The organism is Streptomyces sp. AcH 505, assembly GCF_000818175.1.
Classification (GTDB): domain Bacteria; phylum Actinomycetota; class Actinomycetes; order Streptomycetales; family Streptomycetaceae; genus Streptomyces.
The window spans coordinates 694,924-709,485 of the sequence record NZ_JTIY01000001.1; the positions used below are offsets into that span (position 1 = coordinate 694,924).

15 protein-coding genes and 1 pseudogene are annotated in these 14,562 nt (G+C 72.1%); 8 read left to right on the top strand and 8 right to left on the bottom strand.

Annotation, left to right across the window (positions count from 1 at the left end):
• The 8 genes and pseudogenes from HY68_RS43435 to HY68_RS03200 all read left to right on the top strand — a co-directional run.
• Positions 1 to 443 (top strand): annotated as a pseudogene (locus HY68_RS43435) (hypothetical protein); the annotation flags it as partial.
• Positions 444 to 572: 129 nt separating this feature from the next.
• Positions 573 to 782 carry a hypothetical protein gene (locus HY68_RS03170; RefSeq protein WP_157874279.1) on the top strand — a complete coding sequence of 70 codons (210 nt, stop codon included), beginning with the start codon at positions 573 to 575 and terminating at the stop codon, positions 780 to 782.
• Positions 783 to 784: 2 nt separating this feature from the next.
• Positions 785 to 1,279 carry a hydrogenase maturation protease gene (locus tag HY68_RS03175; protein WP_198533201.1) on the top strand — a complete coding sequence of 165 codons (495 nt, stop codon included), beginning with the start codon at positions 785 to 787 and terminating at the stop codon, positions 1,277 to 1,279.
• Between the two features lie 2 nt (positions 1,280 to 1,281).
• Entirely contained in the window at positions 1,282 to 3,822 is a 2,541-nt protein-coding gene (gene hypF, locus HY68_RS03180) for a carbamoyltransferase HypF (protein WP_078863401.1), read from the top strand.
• 49 nt (positions 3,823 to 3,871) lie between these two features.
• A complete protein-coding gene (locus HY68_RS03185) occupies positions 3,872 to 4,198 on the top strand; it encodes a HypC/HybG/HupF family hydrogenase formation chaperone (protein ID WP_041984177.1) in 327 nt (108 codons plus the stop codon).
• Positions 4,195 to 5,298, top strand: coding sequence for a hydrogenase formation protein HypD (gene hypD / locus HY68_RS03190; RefSeq protein WP_041984180.1), 1,104 nt, complete (start codon positions 4,195 to 4,197; stop codon positions 5,296 to 5,298). The genes HY68_RS03185 and hypD overlap by 4 nt, the downstream gene beginning before the upstream one ends.
• 8 nt (positions 5,299 to 5,306) lie before the next feature.
• Complete coding sequence (hypE, locus tag HY68_RS03195) at positions 5,307 to 6,374, top strand: hydrogenase expression/formation protein HypE (protein WP_041984182.1); 1,068 nt, start codon at positions 5,307 to 5,309, stop codon at positions 6,372 to 6,374.
• A complete protein-coding gene (locus tag HY68_RS03200) occupies positions 6,374 to 7,090 on the top strand; it encodes a DUF6390 family protein (protein ID WP_041984184.1) in 717 nt (238 codons plus the stop codon). The genes hypE and HY68_RS03200 overlap by 1 nt, the downstream gene beginning before the upstream one ends.
• Before the next feature lie 70 nt (positions 7,091 to 7,160).
• Here HY68_RS03200 and HY68_RS03205 read toward each other — a convergent pair whose 3' ends face one another.
• The 8 genes from HY68_RS03205 to HY68_RS03240 all read right to left on the bottom strand — a co-directional run bounded on the left by HY68_RS03205 (position 7,161) and on the right by HY68_RS03240 (position 14,458).
• Positions 7,161 to 7,952, bottom strand: coding sequence for a ferritin-like domain-containing protein (locus HY68_RS03205; protein WP_241778460.1), 792 nt, complete (start codon positions 7,950 to 7,952; stop codon positions 7,161 to 7,163).
• Positions 7,949 to 8,734 (bottom strand): ferritin-like domain-containing protein, encoded by a 786-nt coding sequence (locus HY68_RS03210; RefSeq protein ID WP_041984187.1) that lies wholly within the window; start codon positions 8,732 to 8,734, stop codon positions 7,949 to 7,951. The genes HY68_RS03205 and HY68_RS03210 overlap by 4 nt, the downstream gene beginning before the upstream one ends.
• A gap of 357 nt (positions 8,735 to 9,091) precedes the next feature.
• Entirely contained in the window at positions 9,092 to 10,057 is a 966-nt protein-coding gene (locus tag HY68_RS03215) for a YihY/virulence factor BrkB family protein (protein WP_041984189.1), read from the bottom strand.
• Between the two features lie 77 nt (positions 10,058 to 10,134).
• Entirely contained in the window at positions 10,135 to 11,016 is an 882-nt protein-coding gene (locus HY68_RS03220) for a CopD family protein (RefSeq protein WP_241778727.1), read from the bottom strand.
• Positions 11,017 to 11,260: 244 nt separating this feature from the next.
• Entirely contained in the window at positions 11,261 to 11,476 is a 216-nt protein-coding gene (locus HY68_RS03225) for an EF-hand domain-containing protein (RefSeq protein ID WP_041984191.1), read from the bottom strand.
• Positions 11,477 to 11,554: 78 nt separating this feature from the next.
• Positions 11,555 to 12,079: an ATP-binding protein gene (locus HY68_RS03230; RefSeq protein WP_198533383.1), complete on the bottom strand. Its 525-nt coding sequence runs from the start codon at positions 12,077 to 12,079 to the stop codon at positions 11,555 to 11,557.
• A gap of 251 nt (positions 12,080 to 12,330) precedes the next feature.
• Positions 12,331 to 13,110, bottom strand: coding sequence for an enoyl-CoA hydratase-related protein (locus HY68_RS03235; protein WP_041984193.1), 780 nt, complete (start codon positions 13,108 to 13,110; stop codon positions 12,331 to 12,333).
• 94 nt (positions 13,111 to 13,204) lie between these two features.
• Positions 13,205 to 14,458: an Ig-like domain-containing protein gene (locus HY68_RS03240; protein ID WP_041984195.1), complete on the bottom strand. Its 1,254-nt coding sequence runs from the start codon at positions 14,456 to 14,458 to the stop codon at positions 13,205 to 13,207.
• Positions 14,459 to 14,562: the final 104 nt, after the last annotated feature.

Below are 14,562 nucleotides of genomic sequence, written 5' to 3' on the forward strand. Positions count from 1 at the left end.
GCGAGGCGCCCGCCGCGCCTTCCGCGCCCGCCCAACTGCCCGGCGCGCCCGCCGATCTGCGGGACGCGGAGCCCGCGTCCTTCGACACCGGCGGCGCGCCCTGGTGGGACCCGGCGGCGGACGCCGGTTTCCGGCCCGCGACCGACGCGGTCGTGATCAACGGCGTCAGCGTCGCCAAGGGCAGCCTCGTACGGGTGCACCCCTCCCGCCGCGCGGACGCCCAGGACCTGTTCTTCGCCGGGCAGGTGGCGCGGGTGACCGCCGTGCTCTCGGACGTCGACGGCGGGGTGCATGTCGCGCTCGTACTCGTCGACGATCCGGCGGCCGACATGCACGACTGGTACGGCCGGTATTTCTACTTCGCCCCCGACGAGCTGGAACCGCTGCCCGCCGGGAGCCACCCGGAACCGGAGCCGGAACACCGAGAGGAGAGCCGATCGTGAAGACCCTGGGAATCATCACCACAGGCGTCGCGGCGACCGCCGCGGCCGTGGCCGTTGTCGTCGGTGTGATGTCGATCCCCGACGTCCGCCGCTACCTGCGCATGCGCGCGATGTAAGGACATGGATCCGATGAAGAACGACACACCAGCAGAGGACCGGGCGGAGGAGCCACAGGAGGAGCGCGGCGCCAAGGGCTCACGCGACACCGGCTCCGACAAGCCGTCCGGCGGCCCGGCCGACCGCCCCGAGGGCGGCTCGGACGAGAAGTCCGACACCTCGGTCGACCCGCAGTCACCGAACCACCCGGACGCGCCGGACCTGCAGTCCGGCGGAGGCTGACCGTGGCCGACGGCGTACTGGTCGCCGGCATCGGCAACCTCTTCCTCGGTGACGACGGCTTCGGCCCCGAGGTCGTACGGCGGCTGGCGGGCGAGGGCGGCCTGCCGCCGTCGGTCCGGGTCACGGACTACGGCATCCGCGGCATGCACCTCGCGTACGACCTGCTCGACGGGTACGACGCGCTGGTGCTGGTCGACGCGTATCCGGGCGGCGGCGCCGCCGGTGAGGTGACCGTGCTCGAAGTCGGGCCCGACGACCTCGGTACGGGTGAATTCGATGCACACGGGATGAATCCGGTCGCAGTACTGGCAAATCTGGGCCAACTGGGCGGTACTCTTCCGGTCACCTACGTCGTGGGCTGCACCCCGGCCGGGGTGGAGGAGGGCATCGGACTGAGCGATGCCGTCTCCGCCGCCGTACCCGAAGCGCTCGACGCGGTACGCACCTTGGTCCGGCGGCTCGTGCCGGCCGAACCCGCCGAGCCCAGGAGCCCTTGAACATGTGCCTTGGCATTCCCGGTCAGGTCGTGGAGATCGTCGAGGGGTACGCGGGACAGCTCGCGCTCGTCGACGTCGAGGGCGCCCGGCGGCGCGTCAACATCGGCATGCTCGACGCACCGCCCGCCGTGGGTGACTGGGTGCTGCTGCACATGGGCTTCGCCGTGGAGCTGATCGACCGGGCCAAGGCGCGCGAGGCGCTGGCCGGTCTCGCCATGATGGGCAGCGGCGGTACGAGCCGGGTCCGGCGGCGGTACGAGGTGCACGGCGTCGTGCAGGGTGTGGGCTTCCGGCCGTTCGTCTATGTCCTCGCCTCGGAACTCATGCTGGCCGGCTGGGTGACGAACACCCCGGCCGGAGTGGTCGCCGAGGTCGAGGGCGACGAGCCGGCGGTCGCCGAGTTCGGCCGCCGGCTGATCGAGCGCCCGCCGCCGCTCGCGGTCGTCGAAGCCGTCCACACCTCCGAGCAGCCGACGCGCGGCGGCACCGGATTCACCATCGAGGACTCCACCGGGGGCGACCGCGCCCGCACCCTGGTCTCCCCCGACGTCGCGACCTGCCAGGACTGTCTGGCCGAGCTGGCTGACCCGGCGGACCGGCGCCACCGCCACCCCTTCATCTCCTGCACCCACTGCGGCCCCCGGTTCACGATCGTCACCGGCACGCCCTACGACCGGGCCGCGACCACGATGGCCGCCTTCGAGATGTGCGAGGCGTGCCGGGCGGAGTACGAGGATCCGGGCGACCGGCGCTTCCACGCCCAGCCGATCGCCTGCCACGACTGCGGGCCGCGGCTCGAACTGATCCGCAAGGACGGCTCGCCCGCCGACGGCGCCGAAGCGCTGCGGGTGGCGCGGCAGTTGCTCGCCGAAGGCCGGATCGTCGCGGTCAAGGGGCTCGGCGGCTACCACCTCGCCTGCGACGCGCGCAGCGACACGGCGGTGGCGGAGCTGCGGCGCCGTAAGCAGCGCGGCGGCAAGCCGTTCGCCGTGATGGTCGCCGACCTGGGGACCGCCGCCGGGCTCGTGTCGCTGAGCGAGGACGAGGAGGCGCTGCTGACCGGTGTACGGCGGCCGATCGTCGTGCTGCCGCGCAGGACGGGCCCCGGGCTCTCCGACGAGGTGGCGCCGGGCAGTCCCGACCTCGGGCTGATGCTGCCCTACACACCGCTGCACACGCTGCTGTTCGGGATCGGCGACGATCCGGCGGGGCCCGACGCGCTGGTGATGACCTCGGCCAACCGTTCGGGCGAGCCGATCGTCACCGACGACGCGCGGGCGCTGACGGAGCTGGCGCCGCTGGTCGACGCCTGGCTGCGGCACGACCGGAAGATCCAGATGCCGTGCGACGACTCGGTGAGCCGGTTCGTCGCCGGGGCGGAGCTGCCGCTGCGCCGCTCGCGCGGGTACGCGCCGCTGCCGCTGGCGCTGCCGTTCGGGGTGCCGCCGATGCTCGCTGTCGGGGCCGACCTGAAGAACACCTGCGCGCTGGCGGAGGGCCGGTACGCGTGGGTGAGCCAGCACATCGGCGACATGGACGACCTCGCCACGGTCGAGGCGCTGACCGCGACCGAGGCCCAGCTGGAACAGCTCACCGGCGTCTCCCCCGGCCAGCTGGTGGCGGACGGGCATCCCGACTACCGCTCGGCGGAGTGGGCGAGGACGAACGCGGCGGGCCGCCCGGTCCGTACGGTCCAGCACCACCACGCGCACATCGCCTCCGTGATGGGTGAGCACGGCGTCGAGGCCGGTGAGCGGGTGATCGGGGTCGCCTTCGACGGCACCGGGCACGGCACGGACGGGGCCGCCTGGGGCGGTGAGGTGCTGGTCGCGGGCTACAAGTCGTTCCACCGGGCGGCGCGGCTGCGCTACGTGCCGCTCGCGGGCGGTGACGCGAGTGTGCTGCGGCCCTACCGGATGGCGCTCGCGCATCTGCACGCGGCCGGGGTCGACTGGGCCGAGGACATTCCGGCGGTCGCCGCCTGCCCGGCCAGGGAACGGGACGTGCTGGTCCACCAGTTCGGGACCGGCTTCGGCTGTGTGCCGACGTCGAGCATGGGCCGGCTCTTCGACGCCGTCGCCTCACTGGCCGGGGTACGGCACGAGGTGGCGTACGAGGCGGAGGCGGCCGTCGCGCTGGAGGGTCTGGCGCGCGGCGTCGGCGTACCGGCGGGGACGGGTTATGCCTTCGGCCTCGACTCCGCCGCCGCCACCGGTTCCGACGAGCCGGTGATCGCGGATCCGGGTCCGGTGATCCGCGCCGTCGTCGCCGACGTACGGGCCGGTACCGCCAGCGAACTGATCGCGGCGCGTTTCCACGCCGCCGTCGTCACCCTCGTCGGCGACCTCGCCGAGCACTGCCGGAGCCGGACGGGCCTCGACGTGGTGGCGCTCGGCGGCGGTGTGTTCCAGAACGCCGTGCTGCTCGAAGGCGCCGAACGGACCCTGGCCGGGCGGGGCTTCACCGTGCTGCGGCCCCGGCTGCTCCCCCCGAACGACGGCGGAATCGCGCTCGGCCAGTTGCTCATCGCGGCTTCGGGCTGAGCGCACCGCGTCCGCCGAAGCACCGAGAGAACCACAGAGAAGAGAGACCATGTGTCTGGCAGTTCCGGGGCGTGTCCTCAGTACCGCCGAGGTCGACGGCACCTTGATGGCCGACGTCGACTTCGGCGGCGTACGCAAGGAGGTGTGCCTCCAGTACATCCCCGACGTGACGGTCGGTGAATACGTCGTCGTCCATGTCGGTTTCGCCATCCAGCGCCTCGACGAACGCTCCGCGCAGGAGACGTTGGCCAACTTCGAGAAACTCGGCATCCTCGCCGAGGAGTTCGGGGACGGCTTCGAACTCGCCGCCGAGCAGGCGGGTTTGTCGGAAGCACCCGTGCGGCAGGCGCCGCTGCCCGAAGGAGCCGGCCGATGAGGTATCTCGACGAGTTCAGCGACCCCGAGCTGGCGAAGCGGCTGCTCGACCAGATCCACGCGGCCACCACCAGGCCCTGGGCCATGATGGAGGTCTGCGGGGGCCAGACCCACTCGATCATCCGGCACGGCATCGACCAACTGCTGCCCGAGGGCGTGGAGATGATCCACGGCCCCGGCTGTCCTGTCTGTGTGACCCCGCTGGAGATCATCGACAGGGCGCTCGCCATCGCGGCGACCCCCGGGGTGATCTTCTGCTCCTTCGGCGACATGCTGCGGGTGCCGGGCAGCGGCCGGGACCTGTTCTCCGTCAAGAGCGCCGGCGGTGACGTACGGGTGGTGTACTCGCCGCTCGACGCGCTGAAGCTGGCCCGGGAGAACCCCGACCGGGAGGTCGTCTTCTTCGGCATCGGCTTCGAGACCACCGCGCCCGCCAACGCCATGACGGTGTATCAGGCCGCGCGCCTGGGTGTGCCGAACTTCTCGCTGCTGGTCTCGCACGTGCTGGTGCCGCCCGCGATGTCGGCCGTCATGGAGTCGTCGACCTGCCGGGTGCAGGCGTTCCTCGCCGCCGGGCACGTGTGCAGTGTGATGGGCACCGCCGAGTACCCGCCGCTCGCCGCGAAGTACCGGGTCCCCATCGTGATCACCGGCTTCGAGCCGCTGGACATCCTCGAAGGCATCCGCAGGACGGTCGTCCAGCTCGAAGCGGGCCGGCACGAGGTGGAGAACGCCTACGAGCGCGCCGTGCGCGCCGAGGGCAACGTCCCGGCGATGGAGATGCTGCGGGACGTCTTCGAGGTGACCGACCGCACCTGGCGCGGTATCGGCATGATCCCGCGCAGCGGCTGGCGACTGGCCCCGAAGTACCGGGAGTTCGACGCCGAGCTGCGGTTCGACGTGGCGGACATCCGCACCGCCGAGTCGTCGCTGTGCCGGTCGGGCGAGGTCCTGCAGGGCCTCATCAAGCCGCACGAGTGCGCCGCCTTCGGCAAGGAGTGCACGCCGCGCAGCCCGCTCGGCGCGACGATGGTCTCCTCCGAGGGCGCGTGCGCCGCCTACCACGCCTACCGCCGACTGGAACTGGTCGATTCGAAGTGACTGAAGCCATGCAACACGCAGCCGATCTCGACTTCGAGAGCTGGGTCTGCCCGGTGCCGCTGCGGGACACCCCGACCGTCGTGATGGGCCACGGCGGCGGCGGCGCGATGTCGGGCGAACTGATCGAGCATCTGTTCCTGCCGGGGTACGGGGCCGCCGCCAGCGCCGAGTTGGGCGACTCGGCGGTCGTGTCGGCCGGTGACGGCAGCCGGCTCGCCTTCTCCACCGACTCGTTCGTGGTGAAGCCGATGTTCTTCCCCGGCGGGTCGATCGGTGATCTCGCCGTGAACGGCACGGTCAACGACCTGGCGATGTCCGGCGCGACCCCGCTGTTCCTGTCGACCGCCTTCATCCTCCAGGAGGGCACCCCGCTCGCCGAACTCGGCCGGATCGCCCGGGACATGGGCGAGGCGGCGCAGGCGGCCGGGGTCCGGCTCGTCACCGGCGACACCAAGGTCGTCGACAGCGCGAGCGGCGACGGGGTGTACATCAACACCTCGGGGATCGGGGTGATCGCCGACGGCGTCGACATCGGCCCGCGCCGCGCGCGGCCCGGCGACGCGGTGCTCGTCAGCGGCGACATCGGCGTGCACGGCGTCGCCGTCATGAGCTGCCGGGACGGTCTGGAGTTCGGCACGACCGTGGAGAGCGACACGGCGCCGCTGCACGGGCTTGTGGCCCGCATGCTCGCCACCGGCGCCGACGTGCGCGTCCTGCGCGACCCCACCCGCGGCGGTGTGTCGGCCTCACTGAACGAGATCGCCCGAGCCTCGCAGGTCGGCGTCGAGCTGGTCGAGAAGGAGCTGCCGGTCCCGGAGACCGTGCGGGACGCGTGCAGCCTGCTGGGACTCGATCCGCTCCAGGTCGCGAACGAGGGCAAGCTGCTCGCCGTCGTACCGGCCGAGGCGGCCGACGAGGTGCTGGCCGCCATGCGCGCGCATCCGCTGGGCGGCTCGGCGTGCCGGATCGGCACGTGTGTGCCCGACCATCCGGGCATGGTCGTCGCCCGGACGGGTCTCGGCGGCACCCGGGTGGTCGGCCTGCCCATCGGTGAGCAGTTGCCGAGGATCTGCTGATGAGCGCCGAGGGCGCGGTGCTCTTCGCGCGGTACGCCTATCCGCCGAACGAACTGGGCTACTGCGGCCCGGCGGACGCCTCCGCGCTGCTGTCGCCCGGCGGGAGCGCCGGGATCGAGCGGCGGGCGCGGCAGTTCGAGGGCGCGTGGTGCTATCTGGAGTTCCTGGCCGAGTCGGCGGGGCTCGCCGATCCGCTGGACCCGCGCGTCGTCGAGGCGTACTGGCTCGGCAACGACCTGCTGGAGCTGGCCGATCCTGGTGCGCTGCTCGACCGGATGCGGGAGCGGTTCCGCGGCCAGCTCGGCGGCACGTGGCAGGAGGCGGGGCAGCGCGCCCTCGCCCATCACAGCTTCCAGGTGTTCGACGTGTACCCGTGGGCGCGGATGCTGCGCGCCGGCGGCAGTCCTACGGCGCTGGGCGTGCTCGACCAGTGCCGGATCCGCACCGGTGTGGTGTGCGAGGTCGACGGCGAGACGGCGGTGGCGCGGTCGCGTCCGCTCGTCTGGGACGGTACGCGGATGGTGACCGGGGAGCCGCGCCGCCAGGTGGTGCGCTGGTCGACGGGCGGCAGGTCGCTGATCGGCGGGCTCTCCCCCGGCGACCGGGTGGCGCTGCACTGGGACTGGGTGTGTGACGTCCTCACCGAGGAACAGGCAGCGCGTGTCGAGTCGCTGGAGGAGTCGCGCCGCAACGGTGGTGCGTGCCCGGTTCCGTAACCGGGGGCATGGGCCCGTTCCTGGGCACGCACCCGTCGCTGTCACACGGCTCGCGCCGTCCGGCCGACCGTCAGACGGTCAGCAGGCTCGGCTTGGCCGCCTTGTCGGTGGGCAGGAACGTGTCCGGCACCGGGTACTGGCCGAGGACGAAGTGCAGGATCGCCGCGTGCATCGCCTCGACGGGCGCGATGGTGGCGGCGGTCTCGATCCCGCCGGCGCTCTTCACGTTGTACGTGGCGAAGAGGTACGTCTGCGCCGCCTGGTCCTCCAGCTGGAGCGCCAGCTTCGCCACGTCGGCGACGCTGGTCGCCTTCGACAGCGCGCTGGTGACCTGCTGCTGGTTGGAGAGCGGCACGTTGGTGATGGCCGGCTTGCCCGCGCCGGTCAGCACCGCGTTCCACGCCTTCGCGTGGTCCTCGTGCTGCGCCATCGCCTTGGTGACGAAGCTCGCCACCGCCGGCGGTACGGTCCCGAGCTTGCCCGCCTTGGCCGCGGACAGCGTCGCCTTGTACGCACCGACGGCCTGGTTCTCCAGCGCGACCGCCAGGGCGACGATCTTCAGGTCGCCGGTGTAGGTGACCTTGTCGGAGACGGCGGCGGGCGACCGGGCGTCGCCGGCCGACGACTGGGAGGCCGACGAGTCCTTGTCGCTGGAGCAGGCGGCGAGCAGGAACGCGGCGCCGACCCCGCCGGCGCCCAGCAGGAACCGCCGCCGGTCGGACTTGATCTGCTCCGTGAGATCGGCGGCACTGGCGCGCATCGCGGGCAGTGTCTCGCGGTGCGCCTCCTCCATCTCGTGGGTGAGACGGTCGAGCTGACCCTCGCTGATGGGCAGCTCCCAGCCGCCCTGCTTGGTACTCACTTCACGGCCCCTTCAGAGATCGGCGAGGCATCCTTGGTCGGGTAGAAGGTGTCGGGGATCCCGACGGTGCCGGCGGCGGCGGGCAGCTTGGCGGCATCCGTGGGGATGGCGATCAGGCTGGCGTCACCGGCGGCGAGCAGCGCCTGCACGGACAGCAGTGTCGAGCGGTGCTGCGCCTCCACGGGGGCGACGGAGGCGAAGAGCCTGCGCAGCTGCGGGTCGCTGACCTGGCCGACGTTCTTGGTGTACGTCTGCGCGGCGACGTCCTCCAGCGTGATGGCCAGCTTGACCACGTCCGCCGGGGTCTTGATCGACGGCAGGGTCTGCTTGACGATGGCCGCGTACTTCGGGTCGGGCCCGGTCTGCGCCTTGCCGCCGCCCTGGGTCGCCGCCGCGTTGAACGCCTTGGCGTGCGCCTGGTGCTGCTGGGTGGTCTTGGCGATGAACGCCGCGACCGTCTTGTTGCCGTTCTTGATGAACGGCAGGCCTGCCGCTGTCTGGTAGACGCTGACGGCCAGGTTCTCGATGGACGCCGCGGTCTGCAGCGCCATGATGTCGTCGGCCGACGTCGCGGCCATCGCCCGGTTCGGGCCGAAGAGGGCCGCGGCGCCGATCGCGCCTGCCAGCACGCCTCCCCGCTGCCACCACCGCTCCGGTCGGCCCGCGGACTCGGCGAAGTCCGCCAGCGCGCTGCCCGTGATGCGCAAGGCGTCGCTGTTCAGGTCCTGTGACTGCTCGGTCAGTTCTTCAAGCAGTCGGGTGTCGATGTGCTCTGCGCCCATCACGCCCCATCTCTCTCGGCGCCCGCGCCACCGCGGGCACTCCCACCGACACATTCGCGAGGTAGGGAGGCGGGGATTGCCCTTGTCACCGGCATGGCGCACTGATTCACCCCATCGGCCCAACGAAGGGCCGGGGATACCGGGGGTAGTAGCAAGGGCCTTCGGGCGCCTTCGCACAGACCCCCGGTCGTGCGCCCAGGGCCTGTCGGGTGGATCGGGCCGGATCAGGGAGCGGGAGCCGGTGTCGTGGATCGCAAGGCGGAGGAGGGAGGCGACGCGGAGCGTCGCCGACCGACGACAACGCCGCGAGGCGCGGTGCCGGCCCCCGCGAGCCCGGCACGATCCACCCGACAGGCCCTAGGCGCCGGGACCCGGATCGGGCCGTACCGCGTCGCGCAGCCCGGCGCGCGCGGCCTCCAGCTGGGCGGCGAAGGCCACGCCGAGGAGGAGGGCGATGGCGGCGAGGTTGGCCCACAGCAGCAGCGCGACGAAGGCGGTCAGGGGCCCGTAGACCGTGCCGAAGGAGCCGCTGCGGTCGACGTACAGGCCGAGCAGCCAGGTCGCCGCCACCCACAGCACCAGATGGACGGCGGAGCCGAAGGCGAGCCAGGTGTAGCCCGGCTGGTCGCGGCGGGGCGCCCAGCGGAACAGGGCCGCCGACGCCACCCAGGTCAGCAGCACCCCGACCGGGATCCGCAGCCAGTCCCAGGCGTTGCGCAGCCCCTGTCCCCAGCCGAAGGTCTCGTCCAGGGCGCTGCCCACCGCCTCGCCGCCGACCAGCACCAGGAACCCCCCGATCAGCGGGAGTCCGGCGATGACGACGAGCAGCAGCGCCCTGCCGTACTTGAGCACGAAGGGCCGGTCGCGCTCGATGCCGTAGATGCGGTTGGCGCCGCGCTCGATCTGGGACATGGCGGCGGCGAGATTGACGGTGGCGAAGCCGAGGCCGAGCCAGACGGCGATGGCGGCGCCGATCCCGGCGCCCGCGCCGCGCCGCGACCGGTCGAGCGAGTCGCGTACGAGTTCGGCGCTGGGCCCCGGCGCGATCCGGCCGAGCGTCAGCTCCACGACCCGGCCGACGCTCTCGGTGTGCACGGTGGTGGCGACCCCGACCAGCGCGATGGTGAACGGCACGAGCGCCAGGACGATCTGGAAGGCCAGCGCGCGGGCGTTGCTGAAGCCGTCCGCGTAACGGAACCGCAGAAAGGCGTCGACGAGCAGCTTGCGGCCGCCGTAGCGGCGCAGCGCCGCCCACGCCTCGTCGCCGGACAGCTCGTCACCGATCATGTCCCGCGTCTGCGGAACATGGACCGCTGTCCCCATCTCGTCCCCCGCCTCGCCGCCCGGTGATCCCCGGCGGCGTCTACCCCGTACGGCCGGGAACAGGCACGGGGCGGCCGTCAGCGGACGCTGAGCCAGTGCGGGTCGGGGACGACGGTCAGCACGGCCGACACGAGGACGACGCAGGACAGTACGGCCAGTTCGGCGCGGGCGGGCCCGCCCGCGTCCCGGCCGCCCCGCAGCCGCCCTCTGGCGCGCAGGGCCAGGCCGCTCGCCACGGCGACGAGCGCGAGCTTGGCGATGAGGACCCGGCCGTACGCCGAGCTGAGCACCACGTCGAACGGCAGGCGGCGCAGCGCCGACACGGTGCCGGTCGCGGTGAGGGCGGCGAGCAGCCAGCCGGCGACCCGGGCGTAGCGGGCGAGGACGGCGCGCGCCTCGGTCCTGTCGGCCCTGCGCAGCCACATCGTGCGCAGGACGTGGCACAGGCCGCCGGTCCACACGGAGGCGGCGGTGAGATGGACGACGGTGAGGGCCGTGCCGAGCAGCGGGGTGTACGCCTCGGGGTGCGCGCGCAGGGCCTCGGCGCCGATGACGACGGCCAGCGGCAGCGCGGCGAGGAACGGCCGCCTCAGCGCGGCGCAGCCGGCGGCGAGCAGGAAGCCGTTGGCCATGACGAGCAGCAGCCGGCCGTCGACCGTGCCGTAGACGGAGGCGATGTCGAGGTCGCTGACCTCGGAGAGCACCAGGATCTGACCTGCCGCCGCGGCGGCTCCGGTCAGTGCGGCGGGCACGGCCCAACTGCGGGGCGCGGGACCGGTACGCGCGAACCGGTGACCGGCCAGCTCGCCGATGTGCAGGGCCAGCGCGGCGAAGACGGCGGCGCGCAGCAGGGTGGTGGGTCCCGCGGCGGGGATGTGCAGCTCGCCGGTGCCGTGGGTGGCGGCGCCGACACCGAGCAGGGCGATCAGCACGGCGAGCACGGCCCCGCCCGCGAGCAGGGCCTTGGTACGGGGGGTCGGTCGCGTGGCGGGCGGCGGCGCGCTCGCGGGACCGGCACCGGGGCCCGCGCCGGTCCGCCGGCGGCCTGCCTCGGTGACATCGCCTGCGATGGGTCCCGGGAAGATCACCGGATGATCGTCTCCGCCGCCGCTGTCGCGCGCCAGCTCGGCTGCGGCGAATGCCGTACGGCGGATCCGGTGGGCGGCCCTCCGGACCCGGGGGCCGCCGCGCGCCGGTCGCGTGTCAGCCCTTGCTGCGGGCGGCCAGGAACTCGTCGAAGTTCAGCAGCCCGTCACCGTTGCCGTCGTGGGCGTTGATGACTGCCTGGGCCACGGGCTCCGTCACGTAGTGGTCGCCGAGCCGAGCCATGAGGCTCTTGTACTCGGCGGCCGTGATCAGGCCGTCCCCGTCCGCGTCGAACTGGTCGAACGCCTTGCGCACGTCGTCGATGTCCGCCACTGATTCCGCCCCTTCGTTCATGCCGTATGGACGGGTTCAGATTATCGGCTCGTCGCGGCCCTCCTGAGCGGCGGTACGTCAGGGCAGCTGTCGGTCGGCGACGCGCATCTCGAACCATGTGGTCTTGCCCCTGGGTAAGAGGTCCACGCCCCAGCGGTCGGCGAGCCGGTTGACCAGGAACAGGCCCCGGCCGCTGGTGTCCATCTCGCGGACCGGCATCAGACACGGCAGCCCGCGCGACGGGTCCCGTACCTCGATCCTGATCCAGCCGCGGCGCCGCAGCATCCGCAGCCCGAAGACCCGGGCGCCGGTGTGCCGGACGGCGTTGCCGACGAGTTCGGAGACGAGCAGGACGGCGTACTCGGCGGTCTGCGGCGAAAGCGCCCACTGGCGCAGTACGACACCGTGGGTGATCCGCCGGGCGGCCGCCGCCGACTCGGGGCGGGACGGCAGCCGGACTTCCGCGTCCGTCGGATTACCGAACAATTCCAGCGCCTGAAGCGCCTGTTCGTCCTCGACGGCCGGTGTCCGCCGCACCGTGGACGCATGGCCGCTTCGCTGCGGCTGCTCCACATCCTCCAGGCCCGCCATGCCCACCATCATGGCCGCAGCGAGGGCGCTCCGGGGGCGTTCCTGGGGAATCAACCCCCCGGAATGAGTCATTCCGGGGGGCGTGTTTGGCATATGCCACCGGCAGTACGCATTGCCGAACAGCCTGACTGACCTGCGGTGACACCGCGCGTTCGAACGGTCGCGACACGCGATCAAGCGTTTTTTCTTAAGGTTCTCTTAAGGTGGGGCTAAGCCGTCAGGCCACTTGACGGAACCCGTCGCCATGTCCAACAGGCAGTGGGTCAGAGGAACTTGGCCTTGCCCGGACCGTCCTCGACGAAGGAGCGCATCCCGCGCTCCCGGTCCTCGGTGGCGAACAGGCCTGCGAACCAGTTGCGTTCGATGGCGAGCCCGGTCTCCAGGTCGGTCTCCAGACCCGCGTCGACCGACTCCTTCGCCGCGCGCAGCGCGAGCGCCGGCCCCTTGGCGAGCTTCGCCGCCCAGGCGTGCGCCTGCTCGTAGACCTCGGCCGCCGGGACCACCCGGTCGACGAGACCGATCGCCAGAGCCTCGTCCGCCGCGACCTGACGGCCCGTGAAGATCAGGTCCTTGGCGCGGGAGGGTCCGACCAGCCTGGCGAGCCGCTGGGTGCCACCGGCGCCGGGAATCAGCCCCAGCAGGATCTCGGGCTGACCGAGCTTGGCGTTGTCGGCGGCGATCCGGAAGTCGGCGCACAGGGTCAGCTCGCAGCCGCCGCCGAGCGCGTAGCCGGTGACGGCGGCGACGACGGGCTTGGGGATACGGGCCACGGCCGTGAACGACTCCTGGAGGGAGCGGGAGCGGACGATCATCGCCGCGTGGTCCATCTGCCGCATCTCCTTGATGTCGGCGCCGGCGGCGAAGACCTTCTCGCCGCCGTACAGGACGACGGAGCGCACGTCGTCACGCCGGCCCACCTCTTCGGCGAGCTCGCGCAGCCGGTCCTGGATCGAGATGTCCAGCGCGTTCATCGGGGGGCGGTCGAGCCGGATCGTTCCGACGCCGCCGTCGACTTCGAGGGTCACAGTGTTCGCAGATGCCATGGGAGGCAGGTTAACGGCGGCTAACGCGCGGGGACCCGGTGCGCTTGGTCACAGCGCGCCGGGTCCCCGGTGACGAAGCCGGTGGAGCGGGTACCTACTTGGTCCAGTCCGCCCAGGACAGGTTCCAGCCGTTCAGCCCGTTGTCCGGGGCGATCGTCTTGTCCTTGGAGTTCTTCACGACGACCACGTCACCGATGAGCGAGCTGTTGTAGAACCAGGCCGCCGGGGTGCCGCTGTCGCCGCCGCCGCGCGCGTCACGCAGGCCGACACAGCCGTGGCTGGTGTTGGTCGAGCCGAAGATGCCCGGCGCCGCCCAGTAGTTGCCGTGGATGAAGGTGCCCGACGACGAGAGGCGCATCGCGTGCGGCACGTCGGGGATGTCGTACTCCCCGCCGAACCCGACCGTGTCACCGTTCATCCGGGTCACCGCGTACTTCTCGCTGATGACCATCTGCCCGTTGTACGTGGTGTTCGCCGGCGCGCCCGCGCTGATCGGGATCTTCTTGATCTGCTTGCCGTCCCTGACGACCTTCATGGTGTGCTTGCCCGCGTCGACCGTGGAGACCTGCGAGCGGCCGATCGTGAAGCTGAACGACTTGGCCTGCTTGCCGTAGACCCCCGGCCGCCCCTCGACGCCGTCGAGGTTGAGCTTGACCGTGACCTTGGTCCCCGGCGCCCAGTACTTCTCGGGCCGGAAGTCGAGGCGGTCGTTGCCGAACCAGTGGCCCTCGACCGGCACCGCCGGGTCGGCGGTCACGGTGATGGCCTTCTCCACCGCCTCCGGGTCCGTGATGCCCCGGGTGAAGTTGAGCGAGACCGGCATACCCACGCCGACCGTCGCCTTGTCCTCGGGGGTGTAGTAGCCGATGAAGGTGTTCTGCGGGACGAGCGTGGTGAAGGTGATGTCCTTGGCGGACACCCGCCCGTCCGCGTCCTTCGCCGACGCGTGCACCTTGTACTTGGTCGCGCCCGCCAGATGCTGGAGCGGCTGCCACGTGCTGCCGTCCGCCGCGAGCTTCCCGTCGACCGGGTCGCCCTTGTCGTCCTTGACGGTGACGGTCGTCAGCTTGCCCTTGGCCGCCGACACCTTCAGCGCGCCGGTGGTGGCGACCGACTTCGCGCCGTCCTCCGGTGCGATCGTCACGACCGCCTGCGAAGCGGTGTTGGCCGCCTGCGCCGCGTCCTTGGCGTCGCCCGCCTTGTCACCGCCGCCCTTCGCCGCGCCGCCCCCGCCGCCGCCCCCGCAGGCGGTGACCATGATCAGCAGGGCGCCGAGCAACAGCGCCAGCAGCCCCGTTCGGCTTCTGCGCCGCACCGGCGCCTTGGATATCGGTAGCTGGTTCACCATGGTCGTCTCCCCTCGCACGGCCTGGCCCCGCCACGGCCCGCACTCCTGCGCGCCTGGTCCACGCGCCCGGCGATAGATAATCACATCGAGTGCCCCGTGGAGTT

Coding starts and splice junctions, on each gene's coding strand:
- HY68_RS03170 (WP_157874279.1), top strand. CDS start 573: ATGAAGAACGACACACCAGCAGAGGACCGGGCGGAGGAGCCACAGGAG.
- hypF (WP_078863401.1), top strand. CDS start 1,282: ATGTGCCTTGGCATTCCCGGTCAGGTCGTGGAGATCGTCGAGGGGTAC.
- HY68_RS03185 (WP_041984177.1), top strand. CDS start 3,872: ATGTGTCTGGCAGTTCCGGGGCGTGTCCTCAGTACCGCCGAGGTCGAC.
- hypD (WP_041984180.1), top strand. CDS start 4,195: ATGAGGTATCTCGACGAGTTCAGCGACCCCGAGCTGGCGAAGCGGCTG.
- hypE (WP_041984182.1), top strand. CDS start 5,307: ATGCAACACGCAGCCGATCTCGACTTCGAGAGCTGGGTCTGCCCGGTG.
- HY68_RS03200 (WP_041984184.1), top strand. CDS start 6,374: ATGAGCGCCGAGGGCGCGGTGCTCTTCGCGCGGTACGCCTATCCGCCG.
- HY68_RS03210 (WP_041984187.1), bottom strand. CDS start 8,734: ATGGGCGCAGAGCACATCGACACCCGACTGCTTGAAGAACTGACCGAG.
- HY68_RS03215 (WP_041984189.1), bottom strand. CDS start 10,057: ATGGGGACAGCGGTCCATGTTCCGCAGACGCGGGACATGATCGGTGAC.
- HY68_RS03230 (WP_198533383.1), bottom strand. CDS start 12,079: ATGATGGTGGGCATGGCGGGCCTGGAGGATGTGGAGCAGCCGCAGCGA.
- HY68_RS03235 (WP_041984193.1), bottom strand. CDS start 13,110: ATGGCATCTGCGAACACTGTGACCCTCGAAGTCGACGGCGGCGTCGGA.
- HY68_RS03240 (WP_041984195.1), bottom strand. CDS start 14,458: ATGGTGAACCAGCTACCGATATCCAAGGCGCCGGTGCGGCGCAGAAGC.